Source organism: Nocardioides sp. T5 (assembly GCF_048161455.1).
Lineage (GTDB): Bacteria > Actinomycetota > Actinomycetes > Propionibacteriales > Nocardioidaceae > Nocardioides.
Genome location: NZ_CP182415.1, coordinates 3,244,649 through 3,260,134, shown reverse-complemented (window position 1 = coordinate 3,260,134; position 15,486 = coordinate 3,244,649). Strand labels below are relative to the sequence as shown.

Sequence of the window (15,486 nt, the reverse complement as noted above, 5' to 3'; positions counted from 1 at the left end):
GGGGCGATGACTGACCCCCACGACACGGCCCCCGACGCCGCCGACGCCCCCCGCCTCGCCGAGACCTACGACGAGGTCGAGGACGCGCTGCTGTCGCGCTGGCCGGAGACCAGGCTCGAGCCCAGCCTCGACCGGATCGAGGCCTTCACCGAGCTGCTCGGCGAGCCGCAGCGCTCCTTCCGCTCGATCCACCTGACCGGCACCAACGGCAAGACCAGCACCAGCCGGATGATCGAGACGCTGCTGCGCGCCCTCGACCTGCGCACCGGACGCTTCACCTCCCCGCACCTCGAGCGGATGAGCGAGCGGATCAGCGTCGACGGGGAGCCCCTCGACGACGAGGCGTTCGTCCGCGCCTTCAACGACGTCGCCCCCTACACGCACCTCGTCGACGCCGAGCAGGACCACCCACTGAGCTTCTTCGAGACGATCGTCGCGATGGCCTATGCCGCGTTCGCCGACGCCCCGGTGGACGTGGCCGTGGTCGAGGTCGGCATGGGCGGCAGCTGGGACGCCACCAACGTGATCGACGCCGACGTCGCGGTGGTGCTGCCGGTCGCGGTCGACCACGCCAAGTACCTCGGCGAGGACGCGGTGACCATCGCAGCCGAGAAGGCCGGGATCATCAAGCCCGGCTCGGTCGCCGTCCTGGCCGAGCAGACGCCGGAGGTCGCTGCCGTGCTCCTCGAGCGCGCGGCCGAGGCCGGCGCGACGATCGTGCGCGAGGGCATGGAGTTCGGCGTCGTCGCCCGCACGCCCGCCGTCGGCGGCCAGGTCGTCTCGCTGCAGGGCCTGCGCGCTCGGTACGACGACGTGTTCCTGCCCCTCTACGGCGCGCACCAGGCCCAGAACGCCGCCGTGGCGCTCGCCGCGGTCGAGGCGTTCGCCGGGACGGGCGTCCTCGACGACGAGGTGGTGCGCGCCGCCTTCGCCGAGGTCACCTCGCCGGGCCGGCTCGAGATCATCCGCCGCAGCCCGACGATCCTGCTCGACGCCGCGCACAACCCGCACGGGGCGGAGGCCGTCGGAGCCGCACTCGACGACTCCTTCTCCTTCAGCCCGCTGGTCGGGGTGCTGGGCGTGATGGAGGACAAGGACCACGACGGACTGCTGGCGGCGTTCGAGCCCCACCTCGCGCACGTGGTCTGCACCCAGAACTCCACCCCGCGCTCGCTCTCGGCCGCGGCCCTCGGGCGCGCGGCCGCCGAGATCTTCGGCGAGGACCGCGTCAGCGTCGTGCCCGACCTGGCCGACGCGATCGAGCGGGCCGCGACGCTGGCCGAGGCCCAGGAGGCCATCGACGTCTCGATCGGTGCCGGTGCGGTGCTGGTCACCGGGTCGGTCGTCACCGTGGGCGAGGCCCGCTCCCTGCTCAAGGGACGGCGATGAGCGACCAGGTGCCCAGTGACCAGGTGCCCGGTGACCCGGTGCCCAGCAACACCGAGCGCTCGCCCCGGCGCGGGATGGCCGCCGCCGTCCTGAGCCTCGAGGCGATCACGCTCGGCCTGACGACGCCCGTCATGATCACGATCGCCGACGTCCCGGCCGGCACCGCCGTGGCCGTCGGGCTGGGCCTCGCGGTCGTGTGCCTGCTGCTGGCCGGCATGCTGCGGGCCGAGTGGGCCTACCTCGCCGGCTACGTCGTGCAGGTCGCGGCCATCGGCCTGGGCTTCGTCGTCCCCGTGATGTTCGGCCTCGGGGCCGTCTTCGCCGCGCTCTGGACCGCCGCGGACCTGCTCGGCCGCAAGATCGAGCGGGAGCGCGCCGCCGCCTGGGCGGCGTACCGCGCGGAGCAGACCTGAGCCTCCTCGCTAGGCTGCCCCGCATGAGCACCGTCCAGCGTTCCCTCGTCCTCGTCAAGCCCGACGGCGTGCGCCGCGGCCTCTCGGGCGAGGTCCTCCGCCGGATCGAGGCCAAGGGCTACACGCTCGCGGCCGTCGAGCTGCGCACCGCGACCCCCGAGATCCTCGCCGAGCACTACGCCGAGCACGAGGGCAAGCCGTTCTACGGCCCGCTCGTCGAGTTCATGCTCTCCGGGCCCGTGCTGGCCGTCGTGATCGAGGGGGAGCGCTGCATCGAGGGCTTCCGCTCGCTCGCCGGCGCCACCGACCCGACCGTCGCCGCCCCGGGCACCATCCGTGGCGACCTCGGCCGCGACTGGGGCGTGGCCGTCCAGCAGAACCTCGTGCACGGCTCGGACTCCGAGGAGTCGGCGGCCCGCGAGATCGGCATCTGGTTCAGCGACCTGGGCTGACGCCCGCCGCGTGTCCTCCCGGGAAGACCCGGTCCCGCTCCTTAACCTGAGCGTGGGTCGGCAGCCTCGCCGACTCCTCTTCCCGAGTACGACCCGACCTGCAAGGGCAGCAGCGGCAATGGCACTGAATGGCACAACAGGGGGCTTGATCGGCCGCGACATGGCCGTCGACCTCGGCACCGCCAACACGCTCGTCTACGTCCGTGGCCGGGGCGTCGTGCTCGACGAGCCCTCGGTCGTCGCGATGAACACCACCACCGGTGAGGTGCTCGCCGTGGGCCACGAGGCCAAGCGGATGATCGGTCGCACCCCCGACAGCATCGCGGCCATCCGCCCGCTCAAGGACGGCGTGATCGCCGACTTCGAGGCGACCGAGCAGATGCTGCGCTACTTCATCCACCAGGTGCACCGCCGCCGCTACTTCGCCAAGCCCCGCATGGTGATCTGCGTGCCGAGCGGCATCACGGCCGTCGAGCAGCGCGCGGTCAAGGAGGCCGGCTACCAGGCCGGCGCCCGCAAGGTCTACATCGTCGAGGAGCCGATGGCGGCCGCGATCGGTGCCGGGCTGCCCGTCCACGAGGCCACCGGCAACATGGTCGTCGACGTGGGCGGCGGCACCACCGAGGTCGCCGTCATCAGCCTGGGCGGCATCGTCACGAGCCTGTCGGTGCGCACCGCCGGCGACGACCTCGACCAGGCGATCATCGCCTGGATGAAGAAGGAGTACTCCCTCATGCTGGGGGAGCGCACCGCCGAGGAGATGAAGATGACCCTCGGCTCCGCCTTCCCGCTGCCCACCGAGCCCGACGCCGAGATCCGCGGTCGCGACATGGTCTCCGGCCTGCCCCGCACCGTGGTCGTGTCCAGCTCCGAGCTGCGCCAGGCGCTCGAGGAGCCGCTGCACAACATCATCGACGCCGTCCGCACGACCCTCGACCAGACGCCGCCCGAGCTGGCCGGCGACATCATGGACCGCGGCATCGTCCTCACCGGCGGCGGCGCGATGCTGCGCGGCCTCGACGAGCGGCTGCGCCACGAGACCGGCATGCCCGTCCACGTCGCGGAGGACCCGCTGTCCTCGGTGGCCTACGGCGCCGGCAAGTGCGTGGAGGAGTTCGAGGCGCTCCAGCAGGTCCTGGTGTCCGACCCGAGGCGCTTCTGATGGGGGCCTTCGGGGGGCACGAGGGCCGCGAGCGCCGCTGGACCGGGCTCGACCGGCTCGAGTCGCGCAACCGTCCGCCGCGCTCGCTGCTGCTGGCGCTCGTCCTGGCCAGCATCACGCTGATCACCCTCGACGTCTCCGGTGGCGGCAGCTCGCCGATCGAGCCGGCGCGGCGCGCGGTGGGCGAGGCGTTCGGTCCGGCCGAGGCCGGCGTCGCCGCGGCGGTGCGGCCGTTCACCGCCGTCCCCACGTGGTTCCGCAGCAAGGGCGACCTCGCCGACCAGGTGCGTGACCTCGAGGCCAGCAACGCCGAGCTCAAGGGCCGGATCGACCTGGCCGGCTTCGACCGCAACCGCCTCGAGCAGTACGACGGACTCACCACGGCCGCGGAGGACCTGGGATCCGCCCTCGTCCCGGCCCGCGTGGTCGCGCTCGGGTCGCGGCAGTCACAGAGCTTCACGGTCACCATCGACGCCGGCTCGGCGGCCGGCGTCGGCCCCGACATGACGGTCGTCAACAACGACGGCCTCGTCGGCCGGGTCCTGCGGGTCACCCGCACGACCGCCACCGTGCTGCTCGTCATCGACCCCGACTCGACCGTCGGCGGCCGTGTCGGATCGAGCATGGAGATCGGGTTCGTCACCGGCAGCGGGTCGCTCGACCAGGAGGCGGGGCTCGACCTGCGCCTCGTCGACGACGCGTCGGTGCCCGCGCGCGACGACACCGTGGTGACGTGGGGCAGCACGACCGGTCCCTACGCCCCGGGCGTGCCGATCGGCACCATCACCGAGGTCTACAGCTCGCTGCGCGAGGCCTCCCAGCGTGCGGTGGTGAAGCCCTTCGTGGACTTCTCCGCCCTCGACGTCGTCGGCGTCATGGTGCCGAGCGGCTCCCGCAGCGACCGCGCGGTGATCGAGGCGGACGGGAGCCTGCGGTGAAGGGGCTCCGCTGGGTGGCAGCGCTGGCTGCCGTCGTCGTCGCGCTCGTCGTGCAGGTCACGCTGTTCCCCCACGTCGCGTGGCACGGCATCGTGCCCAACCTCTGCCTGCTCGTCGTGGTCGCGGCGGCGCTGACCGTCGAGGCGCCGTTCGCGCTGGTCCTCGGGTTCACGGCCGGGCTCACCCTCGACCTGGCTCCGCCGGCCGACCACGTGGCGGGCCGCTGGGCGCTCGCTTTGACGATCGCGGCGTTCCTCGCCGCCCGCGTGCGCCAGGACCAGAAGCCGACCGCCCTCGCCGTGGTCGGCACCGTCGCCGCGGCGTCGTTCGTGGCGAGCTCGCTCTTCGCGCTGTCGGGGCTGCTGCTCCAGGACCCCGCCATGTCGGTCGCGGGCCTCCTCGAGGTCGTCCTGGTCGCCGTCGCCTGGGACGTGCTGCTCACGCCGTTCGTGCTCCCGCCGCTGATGAAGCTCTTCGCCCGGCTCAGCCCGCAGTGGGCCGCCTCGTGAGGCCTGCCACCCGGGCCAGGGGCGACCGCAGCCGCCTGCGCCTGGTGGTCGTGCAGGCACTCGTCTTCTCGCTCTTCGCCACCCTGTTCGTCCGGCTCTACTACCTCCAGGTCATCGGCGGCGAGTCCTACCAGGCGCAGGCCGCCGACCAGTCCGTGCGCGACATCGTCGTCCAGCCCCAGCGCGGGCTCATCGTCGACAACCAGGGCCGGCCCCTGGTGGCCAACCGCACGTCGTGGGTCATCTCGATGGACCGCACCCTCCTCGGCAAGCTGGGGGAGGGCCAGCGCACCGAGCTGGTCCGGCGCGTCTCGGTCGTCGTCGGCGCCGACGCCGAGGACGTCGAGGCCCGCCTCGTGACCTGCGGCGACCCCGGCAGCGTCCGCGACGTCTGCTGGAACGGCTCGCCCTACCAGCCCGTCCCGGTCGCGACCGACGTCTCCAAGAGCGTCGCCCTGCAGGTGCTCGAGCAGCCGGAGGACTACCCCGGCGTCCTCGCCGAGCAGCAGAACGTCCGCTCCTACCCACGACCCTTCGGCATCAACCTCGCCCACGTGCTGGGCTACCTCAGCCCCGTCACCGAGGACGAGTACGACCTCGCCGCCGAGCGCGACGACCGTTCCCTCAACGGCGCCTCGGTCGTCGGCCGCGCCGGGGTGGAGAAGCAGTACGACGAGTGGTTGCGCGGCCTGCCCGGCTACCGCCGCGTGGCGGTCGACTCGATGGGCCGTGTGCTGGGCGACGACTCACTCGTGGAGAGCACCCCCGGCGACACGCTCGTCACCTCGATCGACGCCAAGGTGCAGTCGGTCGTCGAGCGCCAGCTCGCCCAGCGGATCGCCTTCCAGCGCACGCAGCTCGACACGGTGACCGGCCGCAAGTACGTCGCCGACTCGGGTGCCGCCGTCGTCCTCGACGCGAAGACCGGCCGGGTCATCGCGATGGCGAGCCAGCCGACGTACGACCCCGACGTGTGGACCGGCGGCATCAGCGAGGAGCAGCTGAGGCGGCTCTACTCCGAGAAGGCCGGCACGCCGCTGCTCTCGCGCGCCACCCAGGGCCAGTTCGCCCCCGGGTCGACGTGGAAGCCGTTCATGACGGCCGGCGCCCTGACCAACGGCTACTCGATGGACACCACGCTGCCGTGCTCGTCGGGATTCCAGGTCGGCAACCGGGTGTTCAAGAACTACGAGTCCGGCGCCTACGGCAGCATCGGCTTCGCCAAGGCGCTGGAGGTCTCCTGCAACACCTTCTTCTACCGCATCGGCTACGACTTCTGGCAGCGCTTCGGCAGCGACCCGGCCGACATCGACGCCAAGGACCCGCTGGTCGAGGAGGCCAAGGAGTTCGGCTTCGGCTCGCGCACCGGCATCGACCTGCCCGGTGAGGCGCCCGGCCGGATCGCCGACCGCCACTGGAAGCAGGCCTACTACGAGTCGCAGAGGGACTACTACTGCGAGCTCAGCGACAAGCCGCAGACCGAGGACACCAGCGACTTCGTCTACAAGTTCGCGCGCGAGTTCTGCCTCGAGGGCAACCTCTACCGTGCCGGCGACGCCGTGAACTTCTCCATCGGTCAGGGCGACACGATCGTCACGCCGCTGCAGCTCGCCCGCGGCTACGCCGCCCTCAGCAACGGCGGCACCCTCTGGGCGCCCACCGTCGCCAAGGCGATCGTCAGCCCGGAGGGCAAGGTGCTGCGCCGCATCGCGCCGAGGAAGGTCGCGAAGGTCGACGTGCCGAAGAAGTACCTCGACTACATCGACGGGGCCCTGGAGAACGTCTCCCGCGTGGGCACGATGGCGTGGAAGCTCGTCGGCTTCCCGATCGACGACGTCACCATCCGCGCCAAGACCGGCTCCGCGGAGGTCTACGGCAAGCAGTCGACCGGCTGGGTCGCGTCCTACTCCAAGGACTACGTCGTGGTGATGATGATCAGCCAGGGCGGTACCGGGTCGGGCTCCACCGGTGAGGGCATCCGCGCGATCTGGGAGGCGCTCTACGGCATCGAGGGCGAGTCCGTGCGTCCCGCACGCGCCGCGATCCCGGGCACCGTGCCGCCCGCCAGGCTGCCGCAGTTCCTCGAGGACGGGTCGATCATGCCGCCCGTCCCCGACAAGGCGGGGGGGTAGCTCCGATGACCGTCCTGTCCACCCGGCCCACCGGCCGTCCCGCCGCCCGGCCCCTGCGCGCGGCGTCGAGCCTCCGCGCCCCGGGGCTCGACTGGCTGCTGATGCTGGCCGCACTGGCGCTCGTCGTCCTCGGCACCCTGCTCGTCTGGTCGGCCACCTCGACCCGCGCCGACCTGACCGGCGGCGATCCCAACGCCTACCTGCGCAAGCAGCTGGTCAACGTCGCGATCGGCCTGGTGCTGATGGTCGCCGTCCTCGCCACCGACCACCGCTGGGTGCGGATCCTCGCCCCGCTGGCCTACCTCGCCAGCGTCGGCGGACTGGTCATGGTGCTGGTGGCCGGCAGCACGATCAACGGGTCACGGTCGTGGATCCAGCTCGGCGGGATGTCGATCCAGCCTGCTGAGTTCGCCAAGCTCGCCGTGGTGATCGGGATGGCGCTCGTCGTGGCCGAGCGCACCGAACGACGGTGGGGCAGGCGCGTCGGCAGCCTCGAGGTCGTCGTCATGCTCGTGATCGCCGCGGTGCCCGCGGCGCTGATCCTGCTCCAGCCCGACCTCGGCACCATGCTGGTGCTCTCCGCCACGGTCTTCGGCGTGCTCGCGGTGGCCGGCGCCGGCCGCTTGTGGCTGGCAGGCCTGAGCGTCGGCGCGGTCGGCGGCGCCGTCGCGGCGGTGTCGCTGGGGGTGCTCAAGCCCTACCAGGTCGATCGCTTCCTCGCCTTCACCAACCCCGGCCTCGACCCGCGCGGCGCCGGCTACAACACCGAGCAGGCACGCATCGCGGTCGGCAACGGCGGCCTCTTCGGACAGGGCCTCTTCGACGGCTCGCAGACCCGCTCGGGCTTCGTGCCCGAGCAGCACACCGACTTCATCTTCACCGTCGCCGGTGAGGAACTCGGGCTCGTGGGCGCGGGCGTGCTGATCCTGCTCGTGGCCGTCGTGATCTGGCGCGCGCTCGTGATCTCCGCCCAGGCCGGCGACCTCTTCGGCCGCGTCGCGGCCGCCGGCATCGCCTGCTGGTGGGGGTTCCAGGCGTTCCAGAACATCGGCATGTGCCTCGGCATCATGCCGGTCACCGGCGTGCCGCTGCCGTTCGTGTCCTACGGCGGCAGCTCGCTGTTCGCCGGGATGCTGGCGCTCGGGCTGCTGCAGAACATCCACCTGAGGTCGGCGGGCCCGCTGGGTCGATGAGCAGGGGCCGTTGAGTAGGCCGCACCACCGACCGGGACGTAACCTTGAGGGTCGGCGCGGCCACCGTGCCCGCCCGTCCCTGGTTCCTAGCCCTGTCGAGGTGTTGCTGTCATGTCCGTCGCGTCGGTCTTCCCGCGCCTGGAGGCGAGGCTTCCGTCGGTGCAGAAGCCCATCCAGTACGTCGGCGGTGAGCTCAACTCCGTCGTCAAGGACTGGGACTGCGCGGAGGCGTCGGACACCGGTGGTCCGACGGTCCGGTGGGCCCTGATGTACCCCGACGCCTACGAGGTGGGCCTGCCCAACCAGGGCGTCCAGATTCTCTACGAGGTGCTCAACGAGCGCGACTGGATCCTCGCCGAGCGCACCTACTCGGTGTGGCCCGACATGGAGCAGGTGATGCGCGAGGGTGACGCGCAGGGACCGATCCCGCAGTTCACCGTCGACAGCCACCGCCCCGTCGGCGCCTTCGACCTCTTCGGCCTGAGCTTCTCCACCGAGCTCGGCTACACCAACATGCTCAACGCCCTCGACCTGGCCGGGATCCCGCTCCACGCGGTCGACCGCGGCGAGGACGACCCGGTCGTGATCGCCGGCGGCCACGCCGCGTTCAACCCCGAGCCGATCGCCGACTTCGTCGACGCCGCCGTGCTGGGCGACGGCGAGGAGGTCGTGCTCGCGATCTCCGACGTCGTACGCGAGTGGAAGGCCGAGGACCGCCCCGGCGGTCGCGAGGAGCTGCTGCGCCGGCTCGCGGTCACGGGCAACATCTACGTCCCGCGGTTCTACGACGTGGCCTACGCCGCCGACGGCTCGATCGAGGCCGTCGTGCCCAACCGGCCCGGCATCCCGTTCCGGGTCCGCAAGCACACGCTGATGGACCTCGACCAGTGGCCCTACCCGGCCAACCCTCTGGTGCCGCTCGCCGAGACCGTCCACGAGCGCTTCTCCGTCGAGATCTTCCGCGGCTGCACGCGCGGGTGCCGCTTCTGCCAGGCCGGGATGATCACCCGCCCGGTCCGCGAGCGGTCCATCGAGACCATCGGTGACATGGTCGAGAACGGCATCCGCAAGACGGGCTTCGAGGAGGTCGGCCTGCTGTCGCTGTCCAGTGCCGACCACACCGAGATCGGTGACGTCGCCAAGGGCCTCGCCGACCGCTACGAGGGCTCCAACGTCTCGCTGTCGTTGCCCAGCACGCGTGTCGACGCCTTCAACATCACCCTCGCCAACGAGTTCTCCCGCAACGGCCGTCGCTCGGGCCTGACCTTCGCCCCCGAGGGCGGCTCGGAGCGGATGCGCAAGGTGATCAACAAGATGGTCAGCGAGGACGACCTGATCCGCACCGTCGCAGCGGCGTACTCCCACGGCTGGCGCCAGGTGAAGCTCTACTTCATGGTCGGCCTGCCCACCGAGACCGACGATGACGTGCTGCAGGTCGCCGACCTCGCCAGGCGCGTGATCGCCAAGGGGCGCGAGGTCACCGGCCGCAACGACATCCGCTGCACGGTGTCGATCGGCGGGTTCGTCCCCAAGCCGCACACGCCGTTCCAGTGGGCCGCGCAGCTCGACCACGAGACCACCGACGACCGGCTGAAGAAGCTGCGCGACGTCGTGCGCGACGACAAGAAGTACGCCCGCGCGATCGGCTTCCGCTACCACGACGGCAAGCCCGGCATCGTCGAGGGACTGCTGTCCCGCGGCGACCGGCGCGTCGGGCGGGTCATCGAGGAGGTCTGGCGCGACGGGGGCCGCTTCGACGGCTGGAGCGAGCACTTCTCCTACGACCGCTGGATGGCGTCGGCCGAGAAGGCGTTCGCCGGCACCGGGGTCGACGTCGACTGGTACACCACCCGCGAGCGTGACTACGACGAGGTGCTGCCGTGGGAGCACCTCGACTCCGGTCTGGACAAGGACTGGCTGTGGGGTGACTGGGAGGACGCCCTCGCGACGGCCGACGGCGCCGACATCGAGATCGAGGACTGCCGCTGGACGCCCTGCTACGACTGCGGCGTCTGCCCCGAGATGGGCACCGAGATCCAGGTCGGCCCGACGGGCCAGAAGCTGCTCCCGCTCTCCGTCGTGTGAGGGCGGTCTGACCTCCGCGGTCAGCGCCGTGGGCCGTGGCATGATCCGGCTCGTGCCACACGTGCTGGACCTCGGGTCCCGGAAGTTCTGGCAGCTGACGGGTCGCCGGGTCGACCTCGAGGGTCGCGAGCGGTGGCTGGACGCACCGGTGAGCCGGGAGCCTCGCGTCGGCGAGGACTGGCTCGCGGCCGAGGCCGCCCGGCACGGAGGCGTGCTGGGCGGTGATGAGCCGGACGCCGGACTGCTGCCCTCCATGGCGGTGCTCGACGGACCGGGCTTCGACTCCGCCCGCCTGCGACCGGAGATCCGCGACTTCTACGAGCGCACCGCGTCGTGGCACATGGAGGTCTGGTCGTCCTGGTCGCCGGTGTTCTGGCCGGCGGGGGAGCTGGTCTCCCGGCTGTGGGGGCGGCGGGTGGAGCAGCTCGCCCTTCCCATGCGGCCGCTCGACGTCGCCCGCGGCATGGACAGCCGGGTCACCCCGATCCGGGACCGCGACGGCGACCAGGTCGCGGCCGCCTGGACCCGCACCCTGCGCGGCACCGGTCGGCCGGTCTTCAGCGGCGCCTACTCGGCGCGCACGCTGCCCGGCGCCGACCGCCCGAGCGTCCACGTCGCGTTCCCGCTCGAGTCGGGCAACGTGCAGGTGTTCCTCCGCCCCACCGTCACCGCCGACGGCGGTCTGCTCCTGGAGTCCCCGACGGGCCGCTTCGGCCAGGACGGGGCGTACGTCGTCGTCCGCGACCGTCGTGCCCACGCCGCGCGCGTCCCGCTGCACGAGACCTTCCACCTCTACGTCGATGGCGACGGGGTGCTGCGGACCGACCACGAGCTGCGCCTCCGGACGGCGTCGGCCGTCCGCCTGCACTACAAGCTCGAGCGAGCGTCGTGACGATCCACTCCTTCCACCTCGCCGAGGTGCCGAGGCACGTGGGCGTGCGGGCGCTCGTCCGGCCACCGGGCGGCTCGACGCCCGGGCTCGACCACCTCGAGTGCCTCTCGCTGATGCGGCTCGGCGCCCCCGTCGTGTCACCGGACCGCCTGCAGGTCGGCCGGCTAGCCGTCTTCGGGCAGTGGCGCGACGAGGCGGCGCTCGAGCGCTTCCTGGCCCGGGACGCGCTGGGGCGCGAGCTCGCCGGGGGCTGGCACGTCCGGCTCGAGTTCCTGCGTCGCTGGTCGAGCCTCGCCGCCCTCCCCGGGCTGCCCGCGCGGGCCGGTGCCTGGCGGCAGGACGAGCCCGTCGTGGCGGTGACGCTGGCGCGGATGCGGATCCCCGAGCTGCCGCGGTTCCTGCGCAGCGGCAGGCCGGTCGAACGACTGGTGCGCGACCACCCGGGCGTGACCCTCGCCGTCGCCGCCCTGCGCCCGCCGCGCACCATCTCCACCTTCTCGGTCTGGCGGACCGTGCAGGAGATGGAGGACATGGTGCGGGGCCGCTCGGCCGTGCCCGACCCGTCCCGCCACGCCGCGGCGATGGCCGAGCGCGACCGTCGCGACTTCCACCACGAGTTCGCGACCTACCGGTTCCGGGCGATCTCCGAGCACGGCTCCTGGGCGGGCAGGAGGGGCATCGTCCCGTCGTCGGGCCTGCCCGGCGACGGTCCAGCCTTGGGATAGCCTGACGCGCGCACGGAGCAGGACCGGCGCGCACCCGCGCGCGGCAGCATGCGGAGGAGACAGGGTGACCCAGGACGCGACGACCCCGGCGGGCGAGTCGGAGATCGAGCGGCTCCGCCGGGAGATCGCCGAGGTCCGCCACGAGCTGCTCCTGAGCCGTGACCAGGTCATCGGCAGCGACGCCGAGGTCGGTCGGGTCAACCGCGACCTCACCCGGCTCGCCCAGGAGCTGCGCTCGACCACCCGCAAGCTGCGGCGCACGACCGCCCGCCGCGACGAGCTCCAGCAGCGCCTCGACCGCTCCCGCAAGCGCCAGGAGGAGCAGGTGCAGCGCCTGCGCAACCGGGTGGCCCAGCTCGAGGGCGAGCTGTCGGCAGCGCGTACGTCGTTCCCGCGACGCGTCGCGGGAGCCGTGCGCCGGCGGCTGCGGTGAGCCCGGCACGCGCCGGCAGCGCCGGCGACACCCCGCTCTTCTCCATCGTCACGCCGGTCTTCGACCCGCCGATCGAGGTGCTCGAGGAGACCATCGCCTCCGTGCTCGCCCAGGAGCACCGCGACTGGGAGTGGATCCTGGTCGACGACGCGTCGACCGACCCGCGCGTGGTGGGCACCATCACCCGCCACATGCTCGACGACGAGCGGATCCGGCTGCTCGAGCGCGACGTCAACGGCCACATCGTGGCAGCCTCCAACGACGGCATCGACGCCGCGCGGGGTGAGTTCGTGGTGCTGCTCGACCACGACGACCTGCTCACCCCCGACGCGCTCGAGGTCAACGCGCGCCGGATCGCCGAGCACGACGACGTCGACTACCTCTACTCCGACGAGGACAAGGTCGACGACCGCGGCCGCACCTACGGCCGCTTCGCCAAGCCCGACTGGTCCCCGGAGCGGCTCCGTGGCCAGATGTACACCTCGCACCTCTCCGTGATCCGCACGTCGGTGGTGCGCGAGGTCGGCGGCTTCCGTGAGGGCTACGACGGGTCGCAGGACCACGACCTGGTGCTGCGCGTGGGTGAGGTCGCCCGCCGGGTGGTGCACATCCCCGAGGTGCTCTACCACTGGCGTGCAGTCGCCGGGTCGGCGTCCGCGGCCATCGACGCCAAGCCCTACGCCACCGTCGCCGGCCAGCGCGCCGTGCAGGACCACCTCGACCGCACCGGCGTCCCGGCGCGGGTCGAGCAGGGGGCCGAGCCCGGCCGCTACGTCATCCACCGCGACCTCGACCCCGGTATCCGGGTGTCGGTCGTCATCCCGACGCTCGGCCAGAGCGACCTCGTCTTCGGCCGGCGGCGGGTGATGGTCGTGGAGGCCGTGCGCTCGCTCCTGGCGCGCACCGAGCACCGCGACGTCGAGGTGGTCGTCGTCCACGACGCACCGACCCCGCCCGAGGTGCTCGAGCAGCTGCGCGAGGTCGCGGGTGACCGGCTGGTGCTGGTGCCCTACGCCAAGCCGTTCAACTACAGCGAAAAGATGAACCTCGGCGCCGTCGCCGCCACCGGTGAGCGACTGGTGCTGCTCAACGACGACGTCGAGGTGATCTCCGAGCGCTGGCTGGAGAACCTCGTCGCGCCCCTGGACGACCCGCGGGTCGGGATGACCGGCGCCAAGCTCTACTTCGCCGACAGCACCGTCCAGCATGCCTGCCACGCCTACTGGGGCACCCACTACCGGCACCCGTTCCGGTTCTGGACGCGCGACGAGGCCGGGCCGTTCGGCGAGCTCGTGGTCAACCGCGAGGTCAGCGGCGTCACCGCGGCCTGCGCGGCGATGACGCGCGAGACCTACTTCGAGGTCGGCGGCTTCACCGAGACGCTGCCGGCCAACTTCAACGACGTCGACCTCTGCTACAAGGTCCGCCACGTCGGCCGCTCGATCGTGTGGGTCGCCAACTGCGAGCTGTTCCACTTCGAGTCGCGCACCCGCGAGGGGAAGGCGGAGGCGTGGGAGCGCTACGCCGTCGTACGCCGCTGGGGGATCCCGGAGGAGGACCCGTTCACGCCGAGTGCTGTGGCGTCGCCGATGATCGACCCGCACCGGATCCTGCGGGAGCGGATCCGCGACGCCGACCCGGGACTGCGCGCACCTGCCCCAGCACCACAGCAGTGAGCACGGCGAACCCGATCGAGGCGATGAGCCACGTCGCCGTGGGGCCGGGACCGCTCGACCACCACCACTCCGTGTCGTCGCCGAACCGGACGAACGAGACGTCGAGGCCGGTGACGTAGCGCCGGATCTGGATGTGCAGCGCGATCGAGTGCACCACCGTGAGTGCGGCGACCGCGGACCAGTAGGCGGCCGGCGACAGGCGCGCCGTCACCCCGCGTACGCCGAGCAGGCACAGCCCGGTGAAGACCACGATGAGCGGCAGCAGGTAGCGCGGCTGGACGCCCTGGCCCACCAGCACGCCCGACCGGACGAGGAGGTACATCGGCTGGACGAAGAGCGCCGCTCCGACGAGCACCAGGCCCACGACCTTGGCGGGGAAGAGCTGCTTCGCTCCCTGGAGCAGGAGCGGGAACCAGACGGCGATCGTCAGCATCGGCACGATCGGGGGGTAGGGGGTGTCCAGCCAGCCCGTGCGGCCCAGCGGTCCGGAGCCGAAGATGCCGAGCCACAGCGACGGCAGCATGGCGAGGTTCATCAGGACCAGCTGGCTCAGGGTCAGCGTCTGGTCGAGCTGTCCGAAGCCGTCCGCGAGGGCCGAGTTGAGACCGGCCCGCAGGAAGAGGGTGCCCGCGAGGACCAGGCAGGCCACGGCGGCGCCGGTCACGAGCGGGGCGCGCCGGAGGTGGCGCGCGCGCAGGATGAGCACCAGCACGACGCTCATCATCACGAACAGGCACGTGTCGGGCCGCGAGCCGGCGCCCAGGAACGATCCGACGACGGCGAGCGCGGCCAGTCCGTTGCGGCGCCATCCCGTCTCCTCGTAGGCGACGTAGAGCGCGAGCCACACCACGGCACACCCCAGCACCGACCAGGAGCTGGGGTTGGTCGAGGGGATGATCGACAGGGACAACGGCACCGCGGTCAGCAGGAGCGGGAGCGTGGCGAGGGGCCGTCGGCGACGCGGCAGCAACGCCGCGAGGGCACCGACCAGCGCCACCGCGATCAGGGAGTTCACCAACCTCATGGTGAGGACGGCCGCTGGCACGTCGCTGCCCACGAACACGGACATGGCCGCGTAGAAGTACGGCGGGTAGGCGCCACCCCAGTTGCCGTGGGCCGTGGCGACAGCGGGCTCGTCGGTGTCGAAGTCGTCCTGGCAGGCGCCGCTCAGCGTGAAGTCGGTCGCGAAGCAGGACGCGGCGCCGGACGCCAGGTAGGGGAGCAGGCGCTGGTCCGGCTCACCAGGGACGGGAGCACAGCGCTGGGCGTCAATGCCCTGGGCGCACCAGATCGAGGCGAGGTGGTAGTCGTCGTCGGGCGAGGACGCGACCGGCGAGGCCAGCGACCACCCGGCGAGGGCGATGAACGCAGCCAGGCACGTCGCGAGCCAGGCGCCGACGACCCGTCCGACCCGACGCCGGGAACGGTCACCGGCCTCTGTTGCGACGTCGTCGGTTGCGACGGAGGGTCCCGTGGACATGGGCGCT

General features: G+C 72.1%; 14 protein-coding genes. 13 read left to right on the top strand and 1 reads right to left on the bottom strand.

The features are described 5' to 3' along the window. Nucleotides 1–6 precede the first annotated feature (6 nt). The 13 genes from folC to ACNKF0_RS15795 all read left to right on the top strand — a co-directional run bounded on the left by folC (nucleotide 7) and on the right by ACNKF0_RS15795 (nucleotide 13,999). Nucleotides 7–1,389, top strand: a complete 1,383-nt coding sequence (folC, locus tag ACNKF0_RS15855; RefSeq protein WP_416953647.1) for a bifunctional tetrahydrofolate synthase/dihydrofolate synthase — start codon at nucleotides 7–9, stop codon at nucleotides 1,387–1,389. Then, nucleotides 1,386–1,802, top strand: coding sequence for a DUF4233 domain-containing protein (locus ACNKF0_RS15850; RefSeq protein ID WP_416953645.1), 417 nt, complete (start codon nucleotides 1,386–1,388; stop codon nucleotides 1,800–1,802). Before folC ends, ACNKF0_RS15850 begins: the two co-directional genes overlap by 4 nt. Before the next feature lie 23 nt (nucleotides 1,803–1,825). After that, nucleotides 1,826–2,254: a nucleoside-diphosphate kinase gene (ndk, locus tag ACNKF0_RS15845; RefSeq protein WP_416953643.1), complete on the top strand. Its 429-nt coding sequence runs from the start codon at nucleotides 1,826–1,828 to the stop codon at nucleotides 2,252–2,254. Nucleotides 2,255–2,372: 118 nt separating this feature from the next. Then, nucleotides 2,373–3,416 (top strand): rod shape-determining protein, encoded by a 1,044-nt coding sequence (locus ACNKF0_RS15840; RefSeq protein WP_416953641.1) that lies wholly within the window; start codon nucleotides 2,373–2,375, stop codon nucleotides 3,414–3,416. Next, the gene (gene mreC / locus ACNKF0_RS15835; protein ID WP_416953639.1) at nucleotides 3,416–4,354 is read left to right on the top strand and encodes a rod shape-determining protein MreC; all 939 of its coding nucleotides are present in this window, start codon (nucleotides 3,416–3,418) and stop codon (nucleotides 4,352–4,354) included. Before ACNKF0_RS15840 ends, mreC begins: the two co-directional genes overlap by 1 nt. Then, complete coding sequence (mreD, locus tag ACNKF0_RS15830) at nucleotides 4,351–4,863, top strand: rod shape-determining protein MreD (RefSeq protein ID WP_416953637.1); 513 nt, start codon at nucleotides 4,351–4,353, stop codon at nucleotides 4,861–4,863. Before mreC ends, mreD begins: the two co-directional genes overlap by 4 nt. Continuing rightward, nucleotides 4,860–6,995 carry a penicillin-binding protein 2 gene (mrdA, locus tag ACNKF0_RS15825; protein ID WP_416953635.1) on the top strand — a complete coding sequence of 712 codons (2,136 nt, stop codon included), beginning with the start codon at nucleotides 4,860–4,862 and terminating at the stop codon, nucleotides 6,993–6,995. The genes mreD and mrdA overlap by 4 nt, the downstream gene beginning before the upstream one ends. Before the next feature lie 5 nt (nucleotides 6,996–7,000). Beyond that, a complete protein-coding gene (gene rodA, locus ACNKF0_RS15820) occupies nucleotides 7,001–8,188 on the top strand; it encodes a rod shape-determining protein RodA (protein WP_416953633.1) in 1,188 nt (395 codons plus the stop codon). A gap of 111 nt (nucleotides 8,189–8,299) precedes the next feature. Then, entirely contained in the window at nucleotides 8,300–10,273 is a 1,974-nt protein-coding gene (locus ACNKF0_RS15815; RefSeq protein ID WP_416953631.1) for a TIGR03960 family B12-binding radical SAM protein, read from the top strand. Between the two features lie 52 nt (nucleotides 10,274–10,325). Beyond that, nucleotides 10,326–11,165, top strand: coding sequence for a hypothetical protein (locus ACNKF0_RS15810; protein ID WP_416953629.1), 840 nt, complete (start codon nucleotides 10,326–10,328; stop codon nucleotides 11,163–11,165). Beyond that, complete coding sequence (locus tag ACNKF0_RS15805) at nucleotides 11,162–11,890, top strand: hypothetical protein (RefSeq protein ID WP_416953627.1); 729 nt, start codon at nucleotides 11,162–11,164, stop codon at nucleotides 11,888–11,890. Before ACNKF0_RS15810 ends, ACNKF0_RS15805 begins: the two co-directional genes overlap by 4 nt. A gap of 64 nt (nucleotides 11,891–11,954) precedes the next feature. Further along, entirely contained in the window at nucleotides 11,955–12,323 is a 369-nt protein-coding gene (locus ACNKF0_RS15800) for a hypothetical protein (RefSeq protein WP_416953625.1), read from the top strand. After that, the gene (locus ACNKF0_RS15795) at nucleotides 12,320–13,999 is read left to right on the top strand and encodes a glycosyltransferase family 2 protein (RefSeq protein WP_416953623.1); all 1,680 of its coding nucleotides are present in this window, start codon (nucleotides 12,320–12,322) and stop codon (nucleotides 13,997–13,999) included. Before ACNKF0_RS15800 ends, ACNKF0_RS15795 begins: the two co-directional genes overlap by 4 nt. Here ACNKF0_RS15795 and ACNKF0_RS15790 read toward each other — a convergent pair. Continuing rightward, on the bottom strand, nucleotides 13,887–15,479 hold the full coding sequence (locus tag ACNKF0_RS15790) for a DUF2142 domain-containing protein (protein WP_416953621.1): 1,593 nt from the start codon (nucleotides 15,477–15,479) through the stop codon (nucleotides 13,887–13,889). The genes ACNKF0_RS15795 and ACNKF0_RS15790 overlap by 113 nt on opposite strands. Between the last annotated feature and the right edge of the window lie 7 nt (nucleotides 15,480–15,486).